Annotated in this window: 21 protein-coding genes and 2 pseudogenes; 10 read left to right on the top strand and 13 right to left on the bottom strand. The window is 50.8% G+C overall.

The window, feature by feature from the left end:
• Nucleotides 1–93: 93 nt before the first annotated feature.
• From GOB83_RS06750 to GOB83_RS06730, 5 genes are read right to left on the bottom strand one after another with little or no spacing between them, the layout of a single operon-like run.
• Nucleotides 94–735, bottom strand: coding sequence for a hypothetical protein (locus GOB83_RS06750; RefSeq protein ID WP_165925599.1), 642 nt, complete (start codon nt 733–735; stop codon nt 94–96).
• A 35-nt stretch (nt 736–770) separates the two neighbouring features.
• Nucleotides 771–1,757 carry a hypothetical protein gene (locus GOB83_RS06745; protein ID WP_165925598.1) on the bottom strand — a complete coding sequence of 329 codons (987 nt, stop codon included), beginning with the start codon at nt 1,755–1,757 and terminating at the stop codon, nt 771–773.
• A 29-nt stretch (nt 1,758–1,786) separates the two neighbouring features.
• The gene (locus GOB83_RS06740) at nt 1,787–2,437 is read right to left on the bottom strand and encodes a hypothetical protein (RefSeq protein WP_165925597.1); all 651 of its coding nucleotides are present in this window, start codon (nt 2,435–2,437) and stop codon (nt 1,787–1,789) included.
• Between the two features lie 42 nt (nt 2,438–2,479).
• Entirely contained in the window at nt 2,480–2,854 is a 375-nt protein-coding gene (locus GOB83_RS06735; RefSeq protein ID WP_094755498.1) for a hypothetical protein, read from the bottom strand.
• A gap of 59 nt (nt 2,855–2,913) precedes the next feature.
• Nucleotides 2,914–3,456 (bottom strand): hypothetical protein, encoded by a 543-nt coding sequence (locus tag GOB83_RS06730; RefSeq protein ID WP_165925596.1) that lies wholly within the window; start codon nt 3,454–3,456, stop codon nt 2,914–2,916.
• 176 nt (nt 3,457–3,632) lie between these two features.
• Here GOB83_RS06730 and GOB83_RS06725 point away from each other — a divergent pair, with 176 nt between their 5' ends.
• The 4 genes and pseudogenes from GOB83_RS06725 (at nt 3,633) to GOB83_RS06710 (ending at nt 7,219) form a co-directional block, all read left to right on the top strand.
• A complete protein-coding gene (locus tag GOB83_RS06725; protein WP_165925595.1) occupies nt 3,633–4,232 on the top strand; it encodes a recombinase family protein in 600 nt (199 codons plus the stop codon).
• A 262-nt stretch (nt 4,233–4,494) separates the two neighbouring features.
• Nucleotides 4,495–5,499, top strand: a complete 1,005-nt coding sequence (locus GOB83_RS06720) for a hypothetical protein (protein ID WP_165925594.1) — start codon at nt 4,495–4,497, stop codon at nt 5,497–5,499.
• Nucleotides 5,500–5,793: 294 nt separating this feature from the next.
• Nucleotides 5,794–5,940 (top strand): annotated as a pseudogene (locus GOB83_RS06715) (IS5/IS1182 family transposase); the annotation flags it as partial.
• Between the two features lie 238 nt (nt 5,941–6,178).
• Nucleotides 6,179–7,219, top strand: coding sequence for a hypothetical protein (locus GOB83_RS06710; protein WP_165925593.1), 1,041 nt, complete (start codon nt 6,179–6,181; stop codon nt 7,217–7,219).
• Nucleotides 7,220–7,275: 56 nt separating this feature from the next.
• Here the strand turns inward: GOB83_RS06710 and GOB83_RS06705 are convergent.
• A pseudogene (locus GOB83_RS06705) lies at nt 7,276–7,620 on the bottom strand (transposase); the annotation flags it as partial.
• On the opposite strand from GOB83_RS06705, the gene GOB83_RS06700 reads away from it, so the two are divergent.
• Together GOB83_RS06700 and GOB83_RS06695 are read left to right on the top strand one after the other, a co-directional pair.
• Nucleotides 7,621–8,217: a hypothetical protein gene (locus tag GOB83_RS06700; RefSeq protein ID WP_165925592.1), complete on the top strand. Its 597-nt coding sequence runs from the start codon at nt 7,621–7,623 to the stop codon at nt 8,215–8,217. It abuts the pseudogene before it with no gap.
• Nucleotides 8,217–8,798: a GIY-YIG nuclease family protein gene (locus GOB83_RS06695; protein ID WP_165925591.1), complete on the top strand. Its 582-nt coding sequence runs from the start codon at nt 8,217–8,219 to the stop codon at nt 8,796–8,798. Before GOB83_RS06700 ends, GOB83_RS06695 begins: the two co-directional genes overlap by 1 nt.
• Before the next feature lie 619 nt (nt 8,799–9,417).
• Here the strand turns inward: GOB83_RS06695 and GOB83_RS06690 are convergent.
• Together GOB83_RS06690 and GOB83_RS06685 are read right to left on the bottom strand one after the other, a co-directional pair.
• Nucleotides 9,418–10,305, bottom strand: coding sequence for an MBL fold metallo-hydrolase (locus tag GOB83_RS06690; RefSeq protein WP_165925590.1), 888 nt, complete (start codon nt 10,303–10,305; stop codon nt 9,418–9,420).
• A gap of 52 nt (nt 10,306–10,357) precedes the next feature.
• The gene (locus GOB83_RS06685; RefSeq protein ID WP_003626994.1) at nt 10,358–10,690 is read right to left on the bottom strand and encodes a YciI family protein; all 333 of its coding nucleotides are present in this window, start codon (nt 10,688–10,690) and stop codon (nt 10,358–10,360) included.
• A 115-nt stretch (nt 10,691–10,805) separates the two neighbouring features.
• Here GOB83_RS06685 and GOB83_RS06680 point away from each other — a divergent pair, with 115 nt between their 5' ends.
• Nucleotides 10,806–11,717: a LysR family transcriptional regulator gene (locus GOB83_RS06680; RefSeq protein ID WP_075624966.1), complete on the top strand. Its 912-nt coding sequence runs from the start codon at nt 10,806–10,808 to the stop codon at nt 11,715–11,717.
• A gap of 40 nt (nt 11,718–11,757) precedes the next feature.
• Here the strand turns inward: GOB83_RS06680 and GOB83_RS06675 are convergent, their stop codons facing one another.
• Nucleotides 11,758–12,504 carry an SDR family oxidoreductase gene (locus GOB83_RS06675; protein ID WP_165925640.1) on the bottom strand — a complete coding sequence of 249 codons (747 nt, stop codon included), beginning with the start codon at nt 12,502–12,504 and terminating at the stop codon, nt 11,758–11,760.
• Between the two features lie 149 nt (nt 12,505–12,653).
• Between GOB83_RS06675 and GOB83_RS06670 the strand changes: the two genes are divergently transcribed.
• A complete protein-coding gene (locus GOB83_RS06670) occupies nt 12,654–13,568 on the top strand; it encodes a helix-turn-helix domain-containing protein (RefSeq protein ID WP_165925589.1) in 915 nt (304 codons plus the stop codon).
• A gap of 19 nt (nt 13,569–13,587) precedes the next feature.
• On the opposite strand, the gene GOB83_RS06665 is transcribed toward GOB83_RS06670, so the two are convergent.
• Entirely contained in the window at nt 13,588–14,070 is a 483-nt protein-coding gene (locus GOB83_RS06665; RefSeq protein ID WP_003618947.1) for a DUF2938 family protein, read from the bottom strand.
• A 103-nt stretch (nt 14,071–14,173) separates the two neighbouring features.
• On the opposite strand from GOB83_RS06665, the gene GOB83_RS06660 reads away from it, so the two are divergent.
• A complete protein-coding gene (locus tag GOB83_RS06660) occupies nt 14,174–14,626 on the top strand; it encodes an Rrf2 family transcriptional regulator (protein WP_165925588.1) in 453 nt (150 codons plus the stop codon).
• A 74-nt stretch (nt 14,627–14,700) separates the two neighbouring features.
• Here the strand turns inward: GOB83_RS06660 and GOB83_RS06655 are convergent, their stop codons facing one another.
• Complete coding sequence (locus GOB83_RS06655) at nt 14,701–15,627, bottom strand: aromatic alcohol reductase (RefSeq protein WP_165925587.1); 927 nt, start codon at nt 15,625–15,627, stop codon at nt 14,701–14,703.
• A 39-nt stretch (nt 15,628–15,666) separates the two neighbouring features.
• Between GOB83_RS06655 and GOB83_RS06650 the strand changes: the two genes are divergently transcribed.
• Nucleotides 15,667–16,146: a winged helix-turn-helix transcriptional regulator gene (locus GOB83_RS06650; RefSeq protein ID WP_194301313.1), complete on the top strand. Its 480-nt coding sequence runs from the start codon at nt 15,667–15,669 to the stop codon at nt 16,144–16,146.
• A gap of 579 nt (nt 16,147–16,725) precedes the next feature.
• Here GOB83_RS06650 and GOB83_RS06645 read toward each other — a convergent pair.
• Nucleotides 16,726–17,817 carry a putative phage abortive infection protein gene (locus GOB83_RS06645; protein ID WP_165925586.1) on the bottom strand — a complete coding sequence of 364 codons (1,092 nt, stop codon included), beginning with the start codon at nt 17,815–17,817 and terminating at the stop codon, nt 16,726–16,728.
• Nucleotides 17,818–18,031: 214 nt separating this feature from the next.
• Entirely contained in the window at nt 18,032–18,922 is an 891-nt protein-coding gene (locus GOB83_RS06640) for a 3'-5' exonuclease (protein ID WP_165925585.1), read from the bottom strand.
• Nucleotides 18,923–18,982 lie beyond the last annotated feature (60 nt).

The raw sequence follows: 18,982 nt of genomic DNA, 5'->3' as shown, positions 1-18,982 counted from the left end.
ATTTCTGGGATATTCTGACCATAAAATTCTCGTTTCCCGGGTGCAGACGCGCGGAATCGAAAGTTCAGATTTAAGAGAATAAGGATGCTGTTTTCAGGCGGCCTGTGGGGTCAGGGCCGCCAAGGAAAGGAGCATCTTGAGGTTAGGAGAAAGAGGAAGGGGGCAAATGTGTATAAGCCCTGAGCCCTTAATATATTTTTTTGCTGCATCAACACTCATGCCGGGTTTCCCCACAGATGGCCCAAAGACTTGCGCGATATAGTCAGTCAGCCAGCGTTCGGCCACTTCCTCCTCCGTGGTGACATAGCCAGCAAAGTCGTGGTCTTTATCCAGCATTGCAATAAACAGAGTGTCACCAACAGTCTGACCAACGACTGGGACGAGGAGTGGTGAGACAAGAGCTGTTATTTTAATGTCCGGATTGCTGAAATAATCATCAAGCGCGTGCTGCATCATGTCATCGAGCATGTCTGGATCAAGAGTTTCGTCAGAAGCCAGTCTGCGTATCTCTGAGTTTGTATAAACGCCTGAATACCAATAAGGGCAGAGCAATGCGGTATCAGGATATTTGCGCTGATCTTCAGCATGCATTTCAGCCATGGAGCAGATGAATGTCGCAATCATCTGGAGACAACGCCGCTTGGTTTCGGCCCCAAAGGGATAACACTGCCCGTCAACCGTCAGCCACCCGGCATAGAGGTTCATCGGAGAGGACGCATGATCAGTCTGTGCCATGGTTATTCCCTCATTTTATTCCGGTGTCAGGAGGATCAATCGGGTCTTTTTTCTTGGATCGTGACGGGACGGGTCAGGAAACCGCCTCTCTGTGCAACAGGGCAATGTGCGCTGACGAGGTGATCTGGGACATTATGGGCCGTCATCTCCCGCATCAGCGTTGCAAACCAAAGATACTCGCGCACGGTTAAAGGGTGACCGTCGACACGGTAATGCGACCCAAGAGAGTGCTCCATCATGGAAGGCTTGCCCTGAGCCGCCCACAACGCGCGTGTCTGTTCCATTAACGAGAGGGCCAACAGGGGGGCGGATGAAAGCGCTTCATTGACTAGGCGGGCGTCTCGAAGATCATGAGAAAGGCTCAGATGCTCGGCCTCTTCCTCTTGTAGAGCCTGTTGGCTTCGCGCCAGATCAGATTTCAGGTCTTTGCATTTTTGTTCAAAATGATCAGCGGCAGACAGGAACGCCGCGTTGTCCTCATGAAGACGCTGACGATCGCTTTCTGCCGCAGAAAGTGTTGCCCTCAATTTTTCATTCTCTGCCTGAAGAGCCGCCACCTTCTGCTGTTCAGAGGTCAGAGCCGCATGTGTCGTATCCAGAGTGTTGCTAAACCAATTCCAATCCTGTTTAAGCTGCGCGATTTCGTTATCCTTGCCGGCCGAACGGGACTTCTCATCCGCCAGTTGCTGTTCTACCGCGCGCTTCGCGTTTGTTTCCGCTTTCCGACCGGCGATTTCTTCATCCAGAAGACGCTTCGCCAAGACAGCATAGTCATCATGCTTCCTGACCAGATCGTTCGCAAAGGCTTTCCATTTTGCATTTTGCTCGCGTGCGTCATGGAGAAGCTGGTGATTTACAACCGCATATCGAGCGTTGGCGACTTCAAACGAATGGCGATGCTGGGCCAGACGGTTCGCCTCTTGGGTGCGTTCGAGCATCCCATAATACCAGTCTTCACCTGCGCGGAATGTCGCGTTGATGAACTGGGGACGCATGATGATCGCTAATTCTCCAGGCCCCATGATTCTGTCCCCTTATTCTTTACCGTTGATCAGCGTGCAATCGCGAGAGTGCCATCATTGAATTGCTGGAAGATTTCTTCCCATTTCCTGCAGACGGCTTCGGCGTTCTTGTCCTTGCCTGTATTGTAGAACCATTGCGGATGATCGAGATTTTTGACGGTCAACCGGATACCACTGTTTTTCATGGCTTTGAGGGTGGGCGCCAGATTGGCAAAGGAGTCATTGACAAAACCCTGAAATGCGTGGCCTGGGGAGCCTCCGGTCGTGGTTTGCTTCTGTGGCGTTATAATTGCCCAGTCCCACTGACGGACATCACTCCATTTCAAAGAGACCATCTTGTTCTTTTCAATGATGTAGAGGAATTCACCATCATAACAGATGGCGGTGAGGTAATCATCCACATCAAGCCGGTAATTGATCTGGATAGGCGGGTGAGCAAAAATCTCCCCATACATCTTTGAAAATGAAACCAGAGGATCACCGCTGATCGCTCTGGCAATTTTGCGAGCAAGCCATCCGCCGCCCCCGACGCAGAAAATGCCGAGAATAACACCGACTGGCCCGCCGTTTGAAAGTCCACCAAGAAGGCAGGTCAGGAGAACAATGGCAACGAAGCCGCCAGCAACGGCAAGGTATCCTTTTGCTGTGTAGAATTTCAGGTCAACATCTCTGATCAGCATCAATCAAATTCCTTTTTTGTGACTGGCGGATAATAAATCGCCTTATTCTTCGTATTGGCTCCACTTCCCTTCGATTTTGACGTAATCGAGCTTCTGTTTCTGCTGATCTTCCCCCACTTTGAAAGTCACATCACAACGGAAAATTGGCAGTTTTTCACCGTGAAACTCATAGGAACCCCGCGCTTCACATGTCCGTTCCGTGACCTTTACGACCGGGGGTGTCGGATGATTGTGACCCAGAATGTCTCCGAATGACCGGTTCCCTTCCACAGCATCCGCATAGTTTTGAGAGATTATGGACTGAAGTTCTTCCAGAGAAGGGCCACTCTCGCCACACCCGGCCAAGGGGAACAGTGCGAGAAGTCCAAATACAGGAGCGGCCATTCTGGAGATGGTGAGTATAGAGCGAGCGTTCATGATTCTCTCAGCAGATTTCGATTTAAGTGTGGGGAAAAAGATTAAAGATTAAGGTGAAATCACCCTTGGCAAACGCCATCATCCAGCTTGCAGGCAGCGGGGATGGTCTTGCCGTTCTTCGTCAGGATTCCGGTCGTAAGGTCGTAAACATCGACTTCGGCCGGCGTGGTGACGTATTTCCCGATATTGCGCGGAAATTTCAGTGTGATCTTGCTCCCGGAAATGGACGGCTTGGCAGTTGAGCAATTCCCGAAGAATAGTGTGGGCGTCTTGATTCCGTTTGGCGTGACCTGCAGGATTGAATACTGAGCGTTACAAGCCTGACCGCCAACGGATGTTAAAAGAACGACATCAATGTCGCTGGATTCCGCGATTTTCTGGAGGAAAAGCGCACTATTCCCGGCAATCTTCGGCGTTGTGGGCTGGCCGTTAATCAGCAAGGTATTGAGCGGACCGGTTCCAGAGGCCAGTCCGTAACGGGTCTGGGCTTCTCTCGGTGATTCTGCCAATGCCAAAGTCAAACTCACCCCGCCCATAGTCAAAAAGAACAGGGCTGCAATCGAGAGGTGCATAAAACGGGATTTCTTTAAATCACGACACATTATTTTCTGACCTTTACCAACACACTATGAGACGGCGTGCCGTGTTCCGGAAATATGAAATCCTTCTCACGCCACACTACACTGAATGGTGTGAGCAGAATCCGTGGTTTTTGAACATCTCTCGCGTCATGCGGAAGATGTAAGAAATTCCGGGGCAAAAAGGGGGTTTATGGGTCATGCGACGTTATGGGTATGTCAGGGTGTCGACAGAGCATCAGACCAACGATCCGCAGATTTTGGTTTTGCGGCAGGAAGGTCTTTCTGATGAGCAGATTACACAGGATGTGATTTCAGGGGGTGTGCCGGCCCTTCACCGGCCTGGCCTCTCCTGTCTTCTGAAAATTCTTCAGTCAGGAGATTGTCTGGTTGCGGCTAAACTCGATCGCCTTGGTCGGGATACCGTGGATGTCATTGGTCTGATCCGGATCTTGAATGAGCGCGGTATCAAGCTGAGGATTATCAATATTGGTGTTGAAACGCATACGCCCAATGGGCGGTTGTTTCTGACCATTCTTGCGGGGTTTTCGGAGTTTGAGCGCGAGATTATCCGGGAGAGAACCATTGCTGGTCTGGCAGCCGCCCGTGAGGCCGGGGTGAGGCTTGGGCGTAAACCCAAGCTCACGGCGGCGCAGAAATCCCATGTCAGAATGCTGGCAACAACAGGTCAGACCAATGGTCAGATTGCTCAGGTCATGGGGGTGTCTGTCTCAACCATCCAGCGTCTGACAGCAGCAATCGACTCATCAAAAAGCCGCATTTTGGGTATGTCATCATGACTGACAAAGATGGGTGCTTGACGGCAATCCGAAAACCACCGTTTTTGACTCCTTCTTCTTCCAAAACGAAGTCTGTCAGAACGGGTTCCAGCACCCCGATACTCTGTGGCGTATCACTGGTGACTGTGTTTCGCACACTGTCCGGCTTGGGGACTTTATATCTCTCCGAGCTTCCCTTGATGCCGACAAATCCCCACAGGCATGACTTTGTTCTGATTGACCAAACTGCCTGTGTTCAATTTGAACGCGAGGCGTCCATATCATGATGCTTGATCTTGAACGGCTGCGAAAAATCTGGACCCTTGTTGAGCGTGGTGGTTCAGCAGGGGAGTGCGCTGCGGCAAAGGACAGAGCATGCGCGATTGCTGGGCGGCATGGTTATGTGCTGGAGGATATTCCAGTCCTTCTGGCCGGTGGAAATGTGCACAAGGCTCGGGAGGTTCGGGAACGACAGCAACGTGCAAAAGAAACCCAGAGGCAGGAGGCCGAGGAGGCCTTAGCCAAAAAGGCGGCACTTAAGGCGCACCGTCAGGCTTTGCGTGATCAGGCGAATGAGATCACAGGACGTTATGAGGGAAGGCTGTTCCATGTGATGCCTGACGAGCATATTCTCGTTGAAGCTGTGCAAAGCTACGCTCTGCCAGGATGGCGTGCAGGATATGAGTGGTCCTCAAGCGCGTTGGAGGCGTTGCGGTCCGCTCTTCCATTCCCGAAGACGATTGATAACGCTCTTGCGGAACTGAACCACTGGACCACACTGCGAGAGGATCGCCAGTTTGTAAGGCGTGCCTACAGACAAGCCAGTCAGGACGAGGATGTCATGCCAGAGGCTGTTTTGAAGCGTATGGTGATTCTCGCTGACCTTGTTCAATTTGAACTCCCCATCAACACGATTGATGATCTGATGAAGCGGGTCAGTTTTCAGATGGATACAGCGAAAGGCCGCCAGATGTCGGAGGCGACAAATCTGGAAGCGATCCTGCGTGATCTGGCAGCTGTTCGGCAGACCCATATCAGTGAGACCGAAGAGCTGAAAACGCACATCAGGGAGAGTGAGGCTCCGGGCTCCCCCGATCCTGTGCAAATGACATGTCCGTCCAAGCCCAGACACAATACGGCTACAGGGCGCAGGAAGGAGATTGAGGCCATCCTCGCTTCCCCTGATAGTCAGAAAATGACGTTGCGTGAGATTGCCAGTCTGGTCGGTGTATCGCCAGCAACGGTTCTGAATATTCGGCGCAGGATGGAAAGGGGGCGTTCAATTTGAACATGAGGTCACAGAGGGTGAGAGGTCAGTCATGTTTCTCTTTCTGTGATCTCGTGCTCCAATCATCACTCGCTGTGGGCCAATAATATTGGCGGTTATGGGATGGAACTGCGCAGCCATGGGGTATTGCGCTGATTGGTGGGCTGCTGGCAAGTCAGGCCCAGCCCATGTTCACAATCAAAGCGTTTGATGGCAGATATGGCGGGGGGGGAAGCGGAATGTCCGGTTCCAGAAGCGCGTGAAAGAAACCAGACGTCGATGATCTATGTCTTGCTACCGAGACGATCCTGTGTCTTTGTCTCGAAAGTCCATAGGAAAAATTCTCATCTCAATCCTATGCGCCGGCATATCCAGAGATCCAATGCAGGCAAGTCCAGTATCCGACCCCGCGTCGAGCATGTCTTTAGTTTCGGCGTTGATCGGGCCAGCTTGAGGATCGGTTGTCTATAATATGCGCCGCTTGCGCTGACTCAGGGTTTCAGACCGTTCTTTGACTTTTCAAACGGTCATTTACTCTCCCATGTTCGTTTGTCCGACATAATCAGCCTCCATAGAATACTATCCCACGAAGTCATCCAAGAGATGCGGTTGCCAGCATCGTAAACTTCCAGGAGGCTGCCCATTACACGAATTTTCAACCGGCGTTGGCGATGATAGCCGCACAGGAGAGACTTAAGGCATGTCCTACATCATCACATCTGGACACAGATCGCTCAATTGCACGGGATTCCCATCCGGCTTCTCCCAACTGTTAAAGGTGACGACCATCGACGCTACTCGCCTTGAGTTGGCCCGCTCGCTTATTACGCTTGGACCAAGTCACCGGTCGCATCATCTGAACGGACCGTTTTGGTGGTCGTTGCGCGGCGTTTCGACGATTTTCAGTCTGCTGTCCTGCAATCTCGCTCCAACGCACGGTTTCATGGGCCTGTCTGCATCCCAGAGGAAATCTGACGCGTTCCTCCTTGGTGAAGCGCTGACACATTGGTTCGCGCAAACACATCTTGGTGCTAAATTCGTTGTACCGCTTGAGGCGCACACCGGTTCTTGGTTGCCCGCATCAGTTACCGCTTCATATCCTAAGCCGATGCCAAAATATTTCCGGCATTCGGTGAAGCCTGGCGCGAAATCTGAGCCCGACTTCCTGGCCTTTTCAGGTTTTGGTCAGGTTCATGTCTTGGAGAGTAAGGGCCGTGCATGTGCCGGGGTGCACGGCGTGACGGAAAAGGACATCAATGCGGCGCGCAACAAGGCACTTCGCCAAGCCTGCAAGGTCGCCACAGTGAACGGTCTTTCGCCGGTGACTCGAACTGCATGCGTATTTGGATTCGATCGCTCGGGAATGGCGGGGCAGATCACCGATCCGCCTGCAAGCCGCCCCTATCATTACACTGCTGAATGGCCTCAACTCGTTCGACAGGCCTATGCGACAGTCTTGGATCCTCTCTTCGAGATTGCAGCCAGAGACATCGGAGACGGCTTTATCGGGATTGAGTTCATGCCAGGCTGGAAGTTTGGCATCGATCGGCATGTCTACAAGCTTGTGCAGGACGTCAAGAATCCAGAATCTGCGGGCGCTCTGCTCAACTTCCTCGGTGACTTCACGGATGACTCACTCGCGGCACGATCAGCTGAGAATCGAAGTGTAGGCAAAGATGGCCTGATACTGGTCGGCAGTCCCGATTATTCCGAGACGCCTTGGCACCGAGAACTTACCTGATGAATTCCATGAACATGGCTGAGTGCCGAGATACCCGGCACTCGTCATTGGATTACCTGCACCTTTGCTCTGGTGAACTTCAGTGTCCAGCGCGCATAACGGTCCTTGTGCGACAGTTTGGTGAGCTTATATCCTGCCAGTCTTCTGGGAATGCGCCCAGCCCGGAAATCAGCCTTCTTCGTATTGGCATTGCGCTGTTTGGGAGCCGCCACCAGCGTTGCGTCCTTGATCTAGCCTAACATCGGCAGATTAACAGTGTTCCGCAGAGGCGTGTCAAAACGATTGAACAGACTATCAATCGCACTCGCTTGGGTCAGACGCTCCCGGAACAGCCAGACGGTTTTGGCATCCGGCACGCGGTCAGACAGTCCCAGGCCAAGGAAACGCAAGAAGGAGAAACGATGTCGACCAAAGCGGATATATTCATCATCGAATCCTTGTCGCCCGACGACGAGGGCAACGGGCGGTTTGAAGGGCAGGTGATCAGCCATGTCGCACGTCTGCACGGCAAACAGCCGGCTTACCATTACGTACGCACCCGCGATGCGTTCGAGAAAGCGATCAAGACGTTCCTGCGCTCGGATTTCCGCTATCTGCACATTTCAGCACATGCCGATCACGAGGGGCTTGCGACCACCAATCAGGACGAGGTCGGCAACCGTGAGCTTGGTGAGATGCTCGGAAGGCGTTTCGCCGATCGGCGGCTTTTCCTGTCGGCATGCAGCATGGTGCACAAGAAAATGGCAGCCGACATCATCCCCGCCACAAACTGCTATTCGGTGGTCGGCCCGCGCCAAGACATCGGTTTCGCCGAAGCCGCGGTATTCTGGCCGGCGCTCTATCATTTGATGTTTGAGCACGCTACCCACGCGATGTCGCGTTCGGCGCTTGCCACGAACCTCAAGAAGCTTGCGATGCTCTTCGACGTCGAGATCGGATATTATGCACGGTCAGCAAACAGGAAGCCTGGCTTCTCCACAAACATATTGAAAGCCTGATGGCGGTCTATTTCATCCACCAGGAAGAGAGCGGTCAGTGGCTAATGAAGATCGGTCGTGCTACCGACATTAGGCGACGGCTCGCTCAACTCCAGACCGGCAACCCCAAGCAACTTGCGCTAGTTGGCTGGATCAAAACGGCGGACGATGCCCGAACAGAGAAAGCGCTTCACCGCAAATATGCAGGCGCGAACGTCGGTGGCGAGTGGTTTGCCCTCCAGCCCGCCGACATTCTGACCGACTTGCAGGCCGCAGGGATCGAGGGTTTTGTCGCGAAGAACGCTGATGCATTCGAAATCATCGGGCGCGACTGCAATGCCGTGGCCGAATATCTCGGAGTTTGGGTCTGGTCCGATCTTGAGATCGACGAATGCTGTCCGTTTTGCGGGTGCCTGTGCGGCATGGCGTTCCAAGATGCCTCCCAAATGTATCATTGCCTGAGCTGTGACGCGTTGACCGACTTCAGCGAGCTCTCGCCTGATTTCGACAGTGAGGAAGACTACCTCGCCTGGAAAGAACAGGAAGCTGCACGCAAGGCGCGATTGCCGCCTCCACCGCCTCGACGCCGGTTTGTAACGTGAGCCACGGGAGATCCGGTTTCGGTATTAGCCGACCTGGGTGGATAGAGCCGGTAGGAAATAGGAAAGGTTGATGGCATGGATCTGTCGGGCGCGAATACCGAAGCGATGTTACGGTTTCACCGCTTTCACGAGCGGTTCAACCGCTCGTGAAAGGTGCAGGCTATAGGCCTCGGGCTGCTCGCCGACGAAGTTAATGCGGGGACGCCGGCCGAAACGATCAGGGATCACTTCTACGCTCGCCCCGACTGGCGGTGGGGCGGTATGCCCGACTGGACCAACCCACGCATCGAGATCGATGGCGCGCTCCGCGCCGTCGGGCAAGCCGGCGTGTTGCGCGTTCGTCGACCGATCGTTGGGAGCTTTGGGAATGGCGGGGGGTGGATATAAACCTGCTATTCTCGGCCATGAATGCGAGCGGCGAGTTTGTCCCAAACACGGTCTATCGCGGTTCACCTAAAACGTCCGCTTTAGGGCAGGCACCGTCACCACTTCGATGTCTGACTTGGAGGCGACTACTGACTGTCTGTTTCCACATCTTAGAACAGATAGGCAGTTCAGGGGGAAAGCAGAATGTCCGTAATGGAATTGAACGAGGTGAACAGCGGACATAATGGTCGATCTAGAGGGAGGACCAACCCCTTTTCTGATTGTATGTCATGACTTTTCCTGCCGATGTCATCGGGAAGTGTGATGTGAATACTGCCGCGTCGTGTTCGACAGCGTAATTCAAAGCCCATTTTCGCGATATGATGGCTGTCTGAGGATCTGCATCAAACACGGCACTCCACTCCGGAATACATACCTGAATGGGGTGATGCATGACATCACCCGTGAAGAGCGCACGCTCCATACCTGATTTCAGCACGAGAGACGCGTGATGGGGCGTATGCCCAGGTGTGGGGTGAAAGGAGATTCCTTCAAGAACTTCGGATCCGTTTACGTCAATCTGATCCGCAAGATCCGCCGAGATAATCGGATCAACGCTATCAATGCGTGTCATGAAACTGGTTTTATTGCGGACGCTATCATGAGCCGGATTACTGAAAAAATCATATTCGGCTTTAGAAAAGACATATCGGGCATTCGGGAAGGTCGGAACCCAGATGCCATTTTGCAGGCGTGTGTTCCACCCCACGTGATCAACATGCAGATGGGTGAGAAGAACAAAATCGATATCTTCTGGTCGGACGCCAGCGCGCATCAGATTTTCAAGCCACATGGTCTGCAAGTGATCGAAAAACAGAGCAGCAGGTCGAGCCTTGCTATTCCCCGCCCCCGTATCCACAAGAATGTTCCGCCCGCGATCCTTGATGAGCCAGCTATGAACGCTCAAAAGGACTTTCGTTTCTGAAGCATCCAGCGTTTCAGGTAGATCAGAATAGGCCTGAAGTGCCGTTGCATCATTCCAGTCAGGAAGCAACTGTTCTGGAGTGAGTGCTGCCAGCGTAAGATCCTGTATTTTTAGTATGCGGGCATCCCCTACAGCATACCACTGAAGATCGTTCATAATCCCAAGGCTCTCTTTTCGTTTTTATTTCTCAAAAAACACAGCGCTGTCGTCATGAAGGGAAAAGAGACTTCAATTCTTGCGGGAGTTTGCCTGTTGCATGATTTGACAGGCACCCGAATAGTGGGTCCCATTCTTCAATCCGCAGATCACAAATCAAACCTTCGGATGCAAAGGGATCACCGGCAATCATCGCGTCGATCTCTTGCCGATTGGCGCCTTTCATAATCAGAAAGCCGGAGCGCAATGGGGTCCCTTTCAACGGACCGGACGCCAGCAGGCTGCCTTCCTGAATAAGGCGCCTGAGATACAACACGTGTGCTGCGACATGCTGTCCCCATCCCTCGCCGTCAGGGTGGTCCATGCGCACAAGATAAACAGGCATTTCGAAAGTCTCCACCAGAACTGGACTTGCCAATTACTCGAAGCCTTCAGCATATTCCTCTTTTCCGCTGGATAAATTGTCGATACGAGACATCAGTCACAACTGAGGAGGATGAATGCTTGACCGGTTAACCAGCATGAAGATTTTTATCAAGGTCGTGGAATTGGGGTCCTTTGCTGCGGCCTCCCAGCATCTGACTTTGTCGCCGCAGATGGTCGCCAAGCATATAGAGGCTCTGGAGCATCACCTTGGTGCTCGCCTGTTGCATCGAACGACACGTCGGCAAAGTCTGACTGAAACAGGTCGGCTCTATTGCGAGCAATGTCGGCTTGTTCTGCAGGCTGCTGAACGAGCTGACAGTCTGGCAGCCAATACGCTTGGCACACCGCGCGGCACATTATCTGTCAGCGTCCCAGTCACCTTCGGGCGAACGGTATTTCTATCATTTATTCACAGTTTTCAAAAAAGATACCCAGAAATTCAAGTGCATTTATCCCTGACAGACCAACTGGTTCACCCCACAATGGATGGTCATGAGGCTGTGATCCGAATTGGTGAACTGGAGACGGACCTTACAGCGGTCAGTCGTCCTTTGACGGCCTATCGTCGGGTCATCTGCGCGGCTCAAACCTATCTGGAAAAACACGGTTTTCCAGGGCAGCCCGAAGATCTGATGCGCCACGAGTGTCTCCTATATGAAAACTCCGGCGGCCCTGTAACCACGTGGCACCTTTCTCAGGGGAGCGTTACGCGACCTGTCACCGTGTCCGGGAAGATAATCAGTAATGATTCAAGTGTTCTGCATTCTGCAGCTCTTGGTGGCGATGGCATTCTGCTGGGATATGAGCAGGCTCTGCTTCCAGATATTAAAAGCAAACGGCTTGTCCGGCTTATGCCCAGGTGGAAAGTTCCGGACAGGCCCGTGCACCTGCTCTATAACGCAGGTCCGGTTATGACACCAAAGCTGCGGGTCTTTGTGACCGAGCTTCAAGAGGCTTTCCAGCCTGAAGCCTCTTTTCGACGGTAGGGTGCCTGACTCCTAAGCTCAGTTGGCAATCAGTTCCTGTTCACCATCCCTGTTCAGTCGGAAGAACAAACAGTTCTGCAACATCCATACGTGCAGGTGATTTCAGAGCAAAAAGGATACTGTCTGCTATGTCCTCGCCCTCGAGAAAGGTCATGGACGCTGCAAGGTCATCCATCTGTTTGCGGTAATCAGCATCTGTAATTTGATCGTAAAGCTCTGATTTTACGGCTCCCGGCTGAATGCAGGTAACGCGGATATTATGCTTTGGTCCGATCTCCATTCTTAGGCCGTCTGAAAACGCTGTCACCGCAGCCTTGGTGGCACAATAAACGGCGAGACCCGTAAAGACCTTCCGGCCTGCAATCGAGGACATGTTGAAAATATGACCCGAATGCTGTGCGATCATCTGCGGAAGAACGGCTGCCGTTGCATTGAGAGCACCGGATATATTGACGTCCACCATCTGCTGCCATTCGTCCACTTTCAGGTTGTCAACGCTGGATAGGGGCATTAGGCCCGCGTTGTTGACCAGAACATCAATCCTTCCAAATTGGGCGATCAAGCTCTTTGCCGCTTCTTGACACGAGACAAGATCAGTAACGTCCGTCACCAGAGGAATAGCGTGACCGCCAGCCTTGGTAATCTCACTGACAAGCGTTTCCAGGCGATCATGACGACGTGCCGCCAGACCAACTGTGATTCCTGCTGTTGCGAGTTTGCGCGCTGTTGCCGCACCAATGCCACTGGATGCTCCGGTCACCAGAGCAACTTTTCCTGCAATATTCATAATCTTCTCCACACGACGAGCCTTCAATCGGCCTTCATTGTCGAAGGAGATGTAAATTATGCCAGAAGATATCTCTCATGGCTTCTTGCTGAAACTATCGCGATTTTGCGCTATAGATAGTCGCGCATGGAAATGAGAGAGTGTAGCAGATGGTTTTGTCCTGCCTTCCTTCTCGGCGTGCTGCCAGTTTGACACTGGAGCAACTTCTCCCCGGGAAGAAAGTCGCGCAAAGTGAAGGGGATGTCTGGAAGGATGTTGACGTCCAGATATTCACTCGCCCGGTACAAGAAGACGAAATTCTTGTACCTGCCGTCGCAGAACCCCTGCTTGTTTGTGTTATCCGCGGAGAAGCAAATATTGAAGAGCGTGAACTGACAGGGCCTTGGGAACAGAGCAAGGCAAGAGCAGGAACATTTTACCTCACGCAGACGGACACACCCTATCTGATGCGGTGGCAGGGCAAGGGAAACACTTGTTTTGAAGTGTTGCATCTCTATCTTGGACTTGAGCTTGTCGATCGAGCTGCCAAGTCATTAAATCTGACTTCATCCCGTATTCGAATGCGGGATGTTTCGGGCGGGGAGGATGCTTTCATATCAGGCATTTTGAGTGGTCTGATAGCTGAAGTGCAATCTTCCGTTATTACAAATTCCTTATTTGTAAATGGCCTTCTGGAAAGTCTGACAGTTCATCTTTTAAGACAGTATGCTGATGCCAGAGCTAAGATAAAGCTACGATCCACTCTCTTGCCCACATGGAAACTGCGTAGAGTTCTTGATCATATGGAAGCACATCTGGCTGAGCCATTTGATTTGGATTGTCTTGCTGCTTTGTGTGGCATGAGCCGTTTTCACTTCAGTCGCTCATTCCGTACAACCACGGGACAAACCCCCTCTGGTTGGTTCATGCAGCACCGCGTCCAGAAAGCATCAGAAATGCTTCGTAAGACCAATCTTTCCATTATCGAGATTGCCTTGGGGATCGGATACGACAGTCCAAGTCACTTTGCTCAGGTCTTCCGCAGAGTGACAGGTGTCAGTCCTCGTCACTATAGAAAACTGTAATCACTCTCTGAATAAGGTTTCAGAAAAAACCTTGGTAAAAAAGTTCACCTAAATACAGTCCCATTCCAAAGACAGCATGAGCGCTTATACTGAGAAATAGTCCTTTTCCAGGATTGGGAGCCCTAAGCCCGAAAAAACCGCCGCCCAGAGCAGGTTTCATAAACAGAAAAGGGGCTAAAAGGGTAACAAGTCCGAAGAGTAGACCATTTAGCAGTGTGGGGACTGTCTTTGCTATAACCACCACAAAACTGAGGTACAGTGCGGCATAAACAGCACCAATCAGATAATGAAATGCCCAGCCAACAGTGGCCTCTCCTTTCAGGGAGGGTCTTTTTCCAATCATTGGGTCATAGATCCTGCCGTCACGCCACCCTATGACCCAGCGGCCGGTGACAGACCAGTTGGCTGCAGGAATTCCAGTCAATGGTTTCTGGGCTTGTTGCCAGATATCGGATGCAGCAGTCGCCACGACGCCGACTGTCAGAATTTCGAGCAAATTCATACAGCATGTCCTCGAAGTAAGAGTATTCGCGCACACTTTCATGTCACTTTTCGAGTTTCATGATATACTGACGAAATCGTACTCTAGCAACACATGAAGTTACATGAGACAAGATAACAGATTATCCTGTGTGCTCCACGTACTCCTGCATATGGCAGAAGCAGGTGGTCCCATGACGTCAGAAGCCCTGGCTCGCGCCCTTAACACCAACCCCGTGGTTGTGCGACGTCTTATGGGCGGTCTGCGTGAGCATGGATATGTGCACTCCGAGAAAGGACATGGCGGGGGGTGGACGCTTTCATGCCAGTTGGATCGGGTAACGCTGCGAGATATTTACGAGGCTCTTGATGCCCCAAGATTATTCGCCATAGGGAACCGGAGTGAAAAGACTGAATGCCTTGTTGAGGAAGCCGTTAACGATGCAATGAGTGGCGTCCTTGCGGATGTTACGGCCCAACTTCTCGCGCGTTTTGGCCAGATTACACTTGCAGCGCTTCATGCCGCCTTCCATCAGAGGCTAGCAGCGTGCCATGCTCCGGCCACGCTCTGCAAGTAGACCAAGGGCTGATGGCCAGGATTGATGCTGACCTTGTGCCTCCCGGAATTCAGATGTCGCAAACAGTGAGTGGTTTAAGCTACATGACGTTGCTGGTGTTTTAGCCAGGTCATGGCGTCGGTTACTTCAATGCCCTGTAAAGCGTTGAAAGTCTGTTTCTTGTCCCATGCCACGCCAGTATCGCGTGCAAACGCAAGACGATATTTCCGTATTCCGTCATCAGGGTGTGCGGCGACTTCTGCGCGTAGCCTATCCATATCCCACAGTTCCCGAATGACAGGGTGGCCAAGGTAGTGCTCCATCTTTTCGGCGAGTTGAGCGTAGGAGAACGTATCCCCGGCAACGTAAACCACCTCGTTCTGGATCGGCGGTTTATGGGCGAGGATGCTCGCTGTAAGTCGTCCTATATCTTCGGAAGTGGTCACCGTCAGACGGTTATCCCAACTGCCGAGTGCGCGAACCTTGGCGCCTTGAAGATCCACCAAACCGAAAGCTGGCTCAAACAGAAAGCTGGTGAAGATTCCTGTCGAAATGATTATCCATTGGGTCGCAGATTGACCGCGCAGCATGTCCCTTACGTCTGATTGCTCATCAAATACTGGCTGCCCGCTACCACGTCCAACAACATCGTAATCGACACCAAACTGCCACGGCACATAACGGTCCACCCCAGCCTTCAGGACAGCACTGGTAATTTTACGCTGTGTACCGGGGCCACCAACAAACCCGGTACAACATATAATTGTATTGAACTTGGCGAAGAGGGCGGAGAGGTCCTCTACCGTTTCCGTCGAAAGATCAGCATAAACGATCTGCAGGCCTTTTTGCTTTAATTGTCGCGCAATATCCGTTCTGGTGCTTCCGCTTGATGGTCTGAGAAGAACGCTGATTGACCGAGTGCATTCCGGGTTCTGTTCAAGCAGGCCGGTGATGACGGTCTGACCAAGCTCTCCGGCGCCGATGACAAGGGTTTCAATGACAGGGGTCTTCATCGCTGGCATCAGGAATTCCTTATGGTTATAAAGTTAAAATAAGACGCGATGCGGGAAAGCGAAGAAGGTACACGAGTGATACCGTTCTATAATCTGGACTTCGATGCCGTGATGGCTCAGTCGCAGGCAGCCTGTGCTGCTCTCAGTGACAACGATGGCGGGTTGAAGCGAGAAGTGCTTGCGCATGCCGGCAACAGATGGTCACTCGGTATTGTCCATATTCTTGGTGTTGCTGGTACTCTGCGGCACGCAGAGCTGGCGCGGCGGCTTGATGGGGTTACGCAGCGTATGTTGACGCGTTCTCTTCGTCAGTTAGAACGCGACGGTCTTATTATTCGCCATGATTACGGTGAGGTCCCGCCACGGGTGGATTATACTCTCACTCCGTTGGGAAAGGGGCTGCTCGTAGGAATGATGCCTCTTTGGCGGTGGATTATTGACAACGCTGCGGCATTCAGAACGGCACGCGATCGGTTCGACAGTGAGAGGAATAGCACTTTCGTTGAGCCTCGTGACGGTCTGAATTAAGATCACTGTATTGGGGCCAGCTTCTCCGGCAAACGCGTCTTTTGTCGTTTAGTCACCCGTTTTCTCGTGGCTCTTGTCACAGGGGCATCACTTGAAAACTGCTGACATCGAGCATGAAGCTGCCATTGGCTCCGGTCGTAGAATAGCACTTCACCTCTTCCGAGGTCGCCTGTTGTAGAGAACAGATAGTCACGACAGATTCAGGGAGGCGTCCGCGACACCCGGCTTGGGAAGTCCAAACGCAAACAATGGCTTCCGAAGGTTTGTAGAACAAAATCTGCTGTCCCAAAAAGGTCACTCATTCTGCTGCGGCACAATTATGGCTGTATGCAACCTTGTCAGGGACACGAGCCGAAATTAGCTGCGAACAAAAATAGTGGGGGCACAGCATACACGAGCATATCGGACTTGCTACGAGCGCATGTCCGGTTTGGGGAATTCTTTATGGCGCGTTGTATGTCTTAAAAGAGGCGACTGCCGCCTGTCTGCTCTACATCACTGAGCGGACAGGCAGATTAGGGGGGAGATGAGAATGTCTGCTTTCAATAAAATAGGCACTTATAAGTGTAAATAAAAAAATTATTTTTGAAGTCTCTTAATTGTCGATAACTTTTTCTTTTCGATGTATTTCTTTAAGAATAAATTTCTTATACTTTTTCTTTCAGAAAAAGCTTTTTCCGGATAGAACATTGCTAAATGTTTTTTAATATGTGGGTTTGTTACATACTTCAAAAGCCTAAAGTATATAACTATATCATATAAATCTTTCGAAAAAGGAGCTAGTGCGTTTATAGCTATAATACTACACTCTGGAGAAGACATTTGCCCTCGAATTAAATTTCCATATTCTTCCTTTTCTCTATTTGATAGATATTTTTCATTCATTATTTTTTCTAAAATATAGTATAGAGTTCTAAAATAAGCACCATTTTTATATTCATTATTTTTATGAAATGCATCTATGTATATGGAAACCATTGCCTGAGTATCTATTTTTTCTTTTTTCTTCTCTTTTTGGCTTATTTTTACTGATATATAATGCTCCAAAAGCCTAAGAGCTTCTTTTCCTTGAGATATTGATATATTATTTTTTCGTTTTGATATTATGATCGGAATTTCACCAAAAAAATATTTCTTCTCTCTATATAGTAAAGAAATAGGATTTACGCATATTTTAAATATTTTTTTCCCAAAAACGCTATACTCTACAACAACATCATCCTTTTTTTGCTTTGCAATAAAATATGTTATGCTTTTATTAAAATCGGAATCGTTATTTGGAAAAGAAAAAGTTATTTCCTTTCTAAGTTCGTTTATCACACTTATTTGTTTAAATATTAAAGACTCTATATTTTGTTTGTTTGTATTCTTTTTATCGTTTTTAAACGATATATATTGCAAAATAATTGTTATAACAATTCCTATAAAGCCTAATGCTGTTATAAGTGCATTAAACGCTCCAAATGTATCCCCCCACGCTCCAAATATAGAATAGTCGTCAAACTTAGATGTCGATTTTGTAATATAGTTGTAGATTAGGCTTTCATCTGCCCCCCAAAAAAGCCATACGAAACATATCAGAACAAAAAGAATTGGAGAAATTATAAAAATAAAAAAAGATAAAATTATACTATTTATTTTATCGAATAAGCATATGACCTTATAAATCATAAAAATAAACTTCCTTAAAAATACTATATTACAATTAAATTGCCAGTGAAAATACCTTATATCAACCAAAACAAACCATGAAAATAGGAATCATTTATGTCTGCTTTCCGAAGGTTATTGAGAGGTCCGAACGTCTAATATGAGGGCGATTGCCGCCTGTCTGCTGTTACCATGCCGAGGAATAAGGGAAGTGGGGAATGGAAAGGGGCGTGTTTCAGGCGCGGGCTGAGAAACGATCCCATGCGGTAATTTCACGGGTGAGCAGGGCGACCTCACGAAGATAGATTTCTGTTTTCAGGAAATGCTGTTCGTCTTCTTTTTGCGCCTGCGGCACTTCGGTAAACCACGCTTTGGGGCGACTATCTGTGCCGTCATTCCAGCGGTAGCCACGGGCCTTGAGCTTATCTTTAAGGTCAAAGGGGGCATTCTCCGCCCAGATCTGCCAGCGGGGTTGCCGCGCTTCCTGAAGCAGGGCGGAGAGGGCTGGGGTCTGTGTTTTAGGCAGACGTGTGCTGAGTAAGGTCACACCAGCCAGACAATCATCAGCGGCCCGGTGTCCCTCAAAAAACCACCCGGCCTGCATGACGAGATAACCAAGGCTGCGCCCTTCATAGCCTTCTGCCTGCCAAGGCACATCTTCCATGGAACAGGCCCAGGGTAGTGTTGAAAACCCCTCCCAGAAGCGTTCGGCAAACAGCCTGTCAAAGCGGGCGTTATGGGCGACGATGAGGGCTGCCTGGGCCGCGAACTGGGCGACCTCTTCAGGGGCGATGGTTTTACCTGCAACCATCTCCTGTGTGATGCCGGTAAGGGCTGTAATGTCGGAAGGGATGGGGTGGGAAGGCTCTCTCAGACGATTGAAGGGCGGTAAGGTGCCGAGAATATGCCCATCCAGCGTATAGACAAAGGGCACCATTCCGAATTCGATGATCTCATGACAGGCCGGGTCGAGGCCGGTGGTTTCAAGATCCAGAAAAAGGCCCACACGGGTCTGCTCACGCGGCACCTGTGTCTCAAGCGGAAGGGGCGCGATACGACGTAAAACCCGGTAAGCACCTGTGGCTTCCAAGGTGCGTGCCTGATCTTCCAGCGAGGTGTGTTGCACAGAAGCGCTCCCTTAACGCCTGGTGTGATAAACAGGGGGCAATCCGTTACAGGCTGTGAC

The sequence above is a fragment of the Acetobacter fabarum genome (genome assembly GCF_011516925.1).
In the GTDB taxonomy this organism is placed as follows: domain Bacteria; phylum Pseudomonadota; class Alphaproteobacteria; order Acetobacterales; family Acetobacteraceae; genus Acetobacter; species Acetobacter fabarum.
Note: the sequence above shows the minus strand (reverse complement) of the source record. Positions and strands in the feature narration are given on the sequence as shown.

What these genes read in the sequence shown, in the direction of transcription:
- GOB83_RS06750 (WP_165925599.1), bottom strand. Translation starts at nt 735, where the DNA reads ATGGCACAGACTGATCATGCGTCCTCTCCGATGAACCTCTATGCCGGG.
- GOB83_RS06745 (WP_165925598.1), bottom strand. Translation starts at nt 1,757, where the DNA reads ATGGGGCCTGGAGAATTAGCGATCATCATGCGTCCCCAGTTCATCAAC.
- GOB83_RS06740 (WP_165925597.1), bottom strand. Translation starts at nt 2,437, where the DNA reads ATGCTGATCAGAGATGTTGACCTGAAATTCTACACAGCAAAAGGATAC.
- GOB83_RS06735 (WP_094755498.1), bottom strand. Translation starts at nt 2,854, where the DNA reads ATGAACGCTCGCTCTATACTCACCATCTCCAGAATGGCCGCTCCTGTA.
- GOB83_RS06730 (WP_165925596.1), bottom strand. Translation starts at nt 3,456, where the DNA reads ATGTGTCGTGATTTAAAGAAATCCCGTTTTATGCACCTCTCGATTGCA.
- GOB83_RS06725 (WP_165925595.1), top strand. Translation starts at nt 3,633, where the DNA reads ATGCGACGTTATGGGTATGTCAGGGTGTCGACAGAGCATCAGACCAAC.
- GOB83_RS06720 (WP_165925594.1), top strand. Translation starts at nt 4,495, where the DNA reads ATGATGCTTGATCTTGAACGGCTGCGAAAAATCTGGACCCTTGTTGAG.
- GOB83_RS06710 (WP_165925593.1), top strand. Translation starts at nt 6,179, where the DNA reads ATGTCCTACATCATCACATCTGGACACAGATCGCTCAATTGCACGGGA.
- GOB83_RS06700 (WP_165925592.1), top strand. Translation starts at nt 7,621, where the DNA reads ATGTCGACCAAAGCGGATATATTCATCATCGAATCCTTGTCGCCCGAC.
- GOB83_RS06695 (WP_165925591.1), top strand. Translation starts at nt 8,217, where the DNA reads ATGGCGGTCTATTTCATCCACCAGGAAGAGAGCGGTCAGTGGCTAATG.
- GOB83_RS06690 (WP_165925590.1), bottom strand. Translation starts at nt 10,305, where the DNA reads ATGAACGATCTTCAGTGGTATGCTGTAGGGGATGCCCGCATACTAAAA.
- GOB83_RS06685 (WP_003626994.1), bottom strand. Translation starts at nt 10,690, where the DNA reads ATGCCTGTTTATCTTGTGCGCATGGACCACCCTGACGGCGAGGGATGG.
- GOB83_RS06680 (WP_075624966.1), top strand. Translation starts at nt 10,806, where the DNA reads ATGCTTGACCGGTTAACCAGCATGAAGATTTTTATCAAGGTCGTGGAA.
- GOB83_RS06675 (WP_165925640.1), bottom strand. Translation starts at nt 12,504, where the DNA reads ATGAATATTGCAGGAAAAGTTGCTCTGGTGACCGGAGCATCCAGTGGC.
- GOB83_RS06670 (WP_165925589.1), top strand. Translation starts at nt 12,654, where the DNA reads ATGGTTTTGTCCTGCCTTCCTTCTCGGCGTGCTGCCAGTTTGACACTG.
- GOB83_RS06665 (WP_003618947.1), bottom strand. Translation starts at nt 14,070, where the DNA reads ATGAATTTGCTCGAAATTCTGACAGTCGGCGTCGTGGCGACTGCTGCA.
- GOB83_RS06660 (WP_165925588.1), top strand. Translation starts at nt 14,174, where the DNA reads ATGAGACAAGATAACAGATTATCCTGTGTGCTCCACGTACTCCTGCAT.
- GOB83_RS06655 (WP_165925587.1), bottom strand. Translation starts at nt 15,627, where the DNA reads ATGCCAGCGATGAAGACCCCTGTCATTGAAACCCTTGTCATCGGCGCC.
- GOB83_RS06650 (WP_194301313.1), top strand. Translation starts at nt 15,667, where the DNA reads ATGCGGGAAAGCGAAGAAGGTACACGAGTGATACCGTTCTATAATCTG.
- GOB83_RS06645 (WP_165925586.1), bottom strand. Translation starts at nt 17,817, where the DNA reads ATGATTTATAAGGTCATATGCTTATTCGATAAAATAAATAGTATAATT.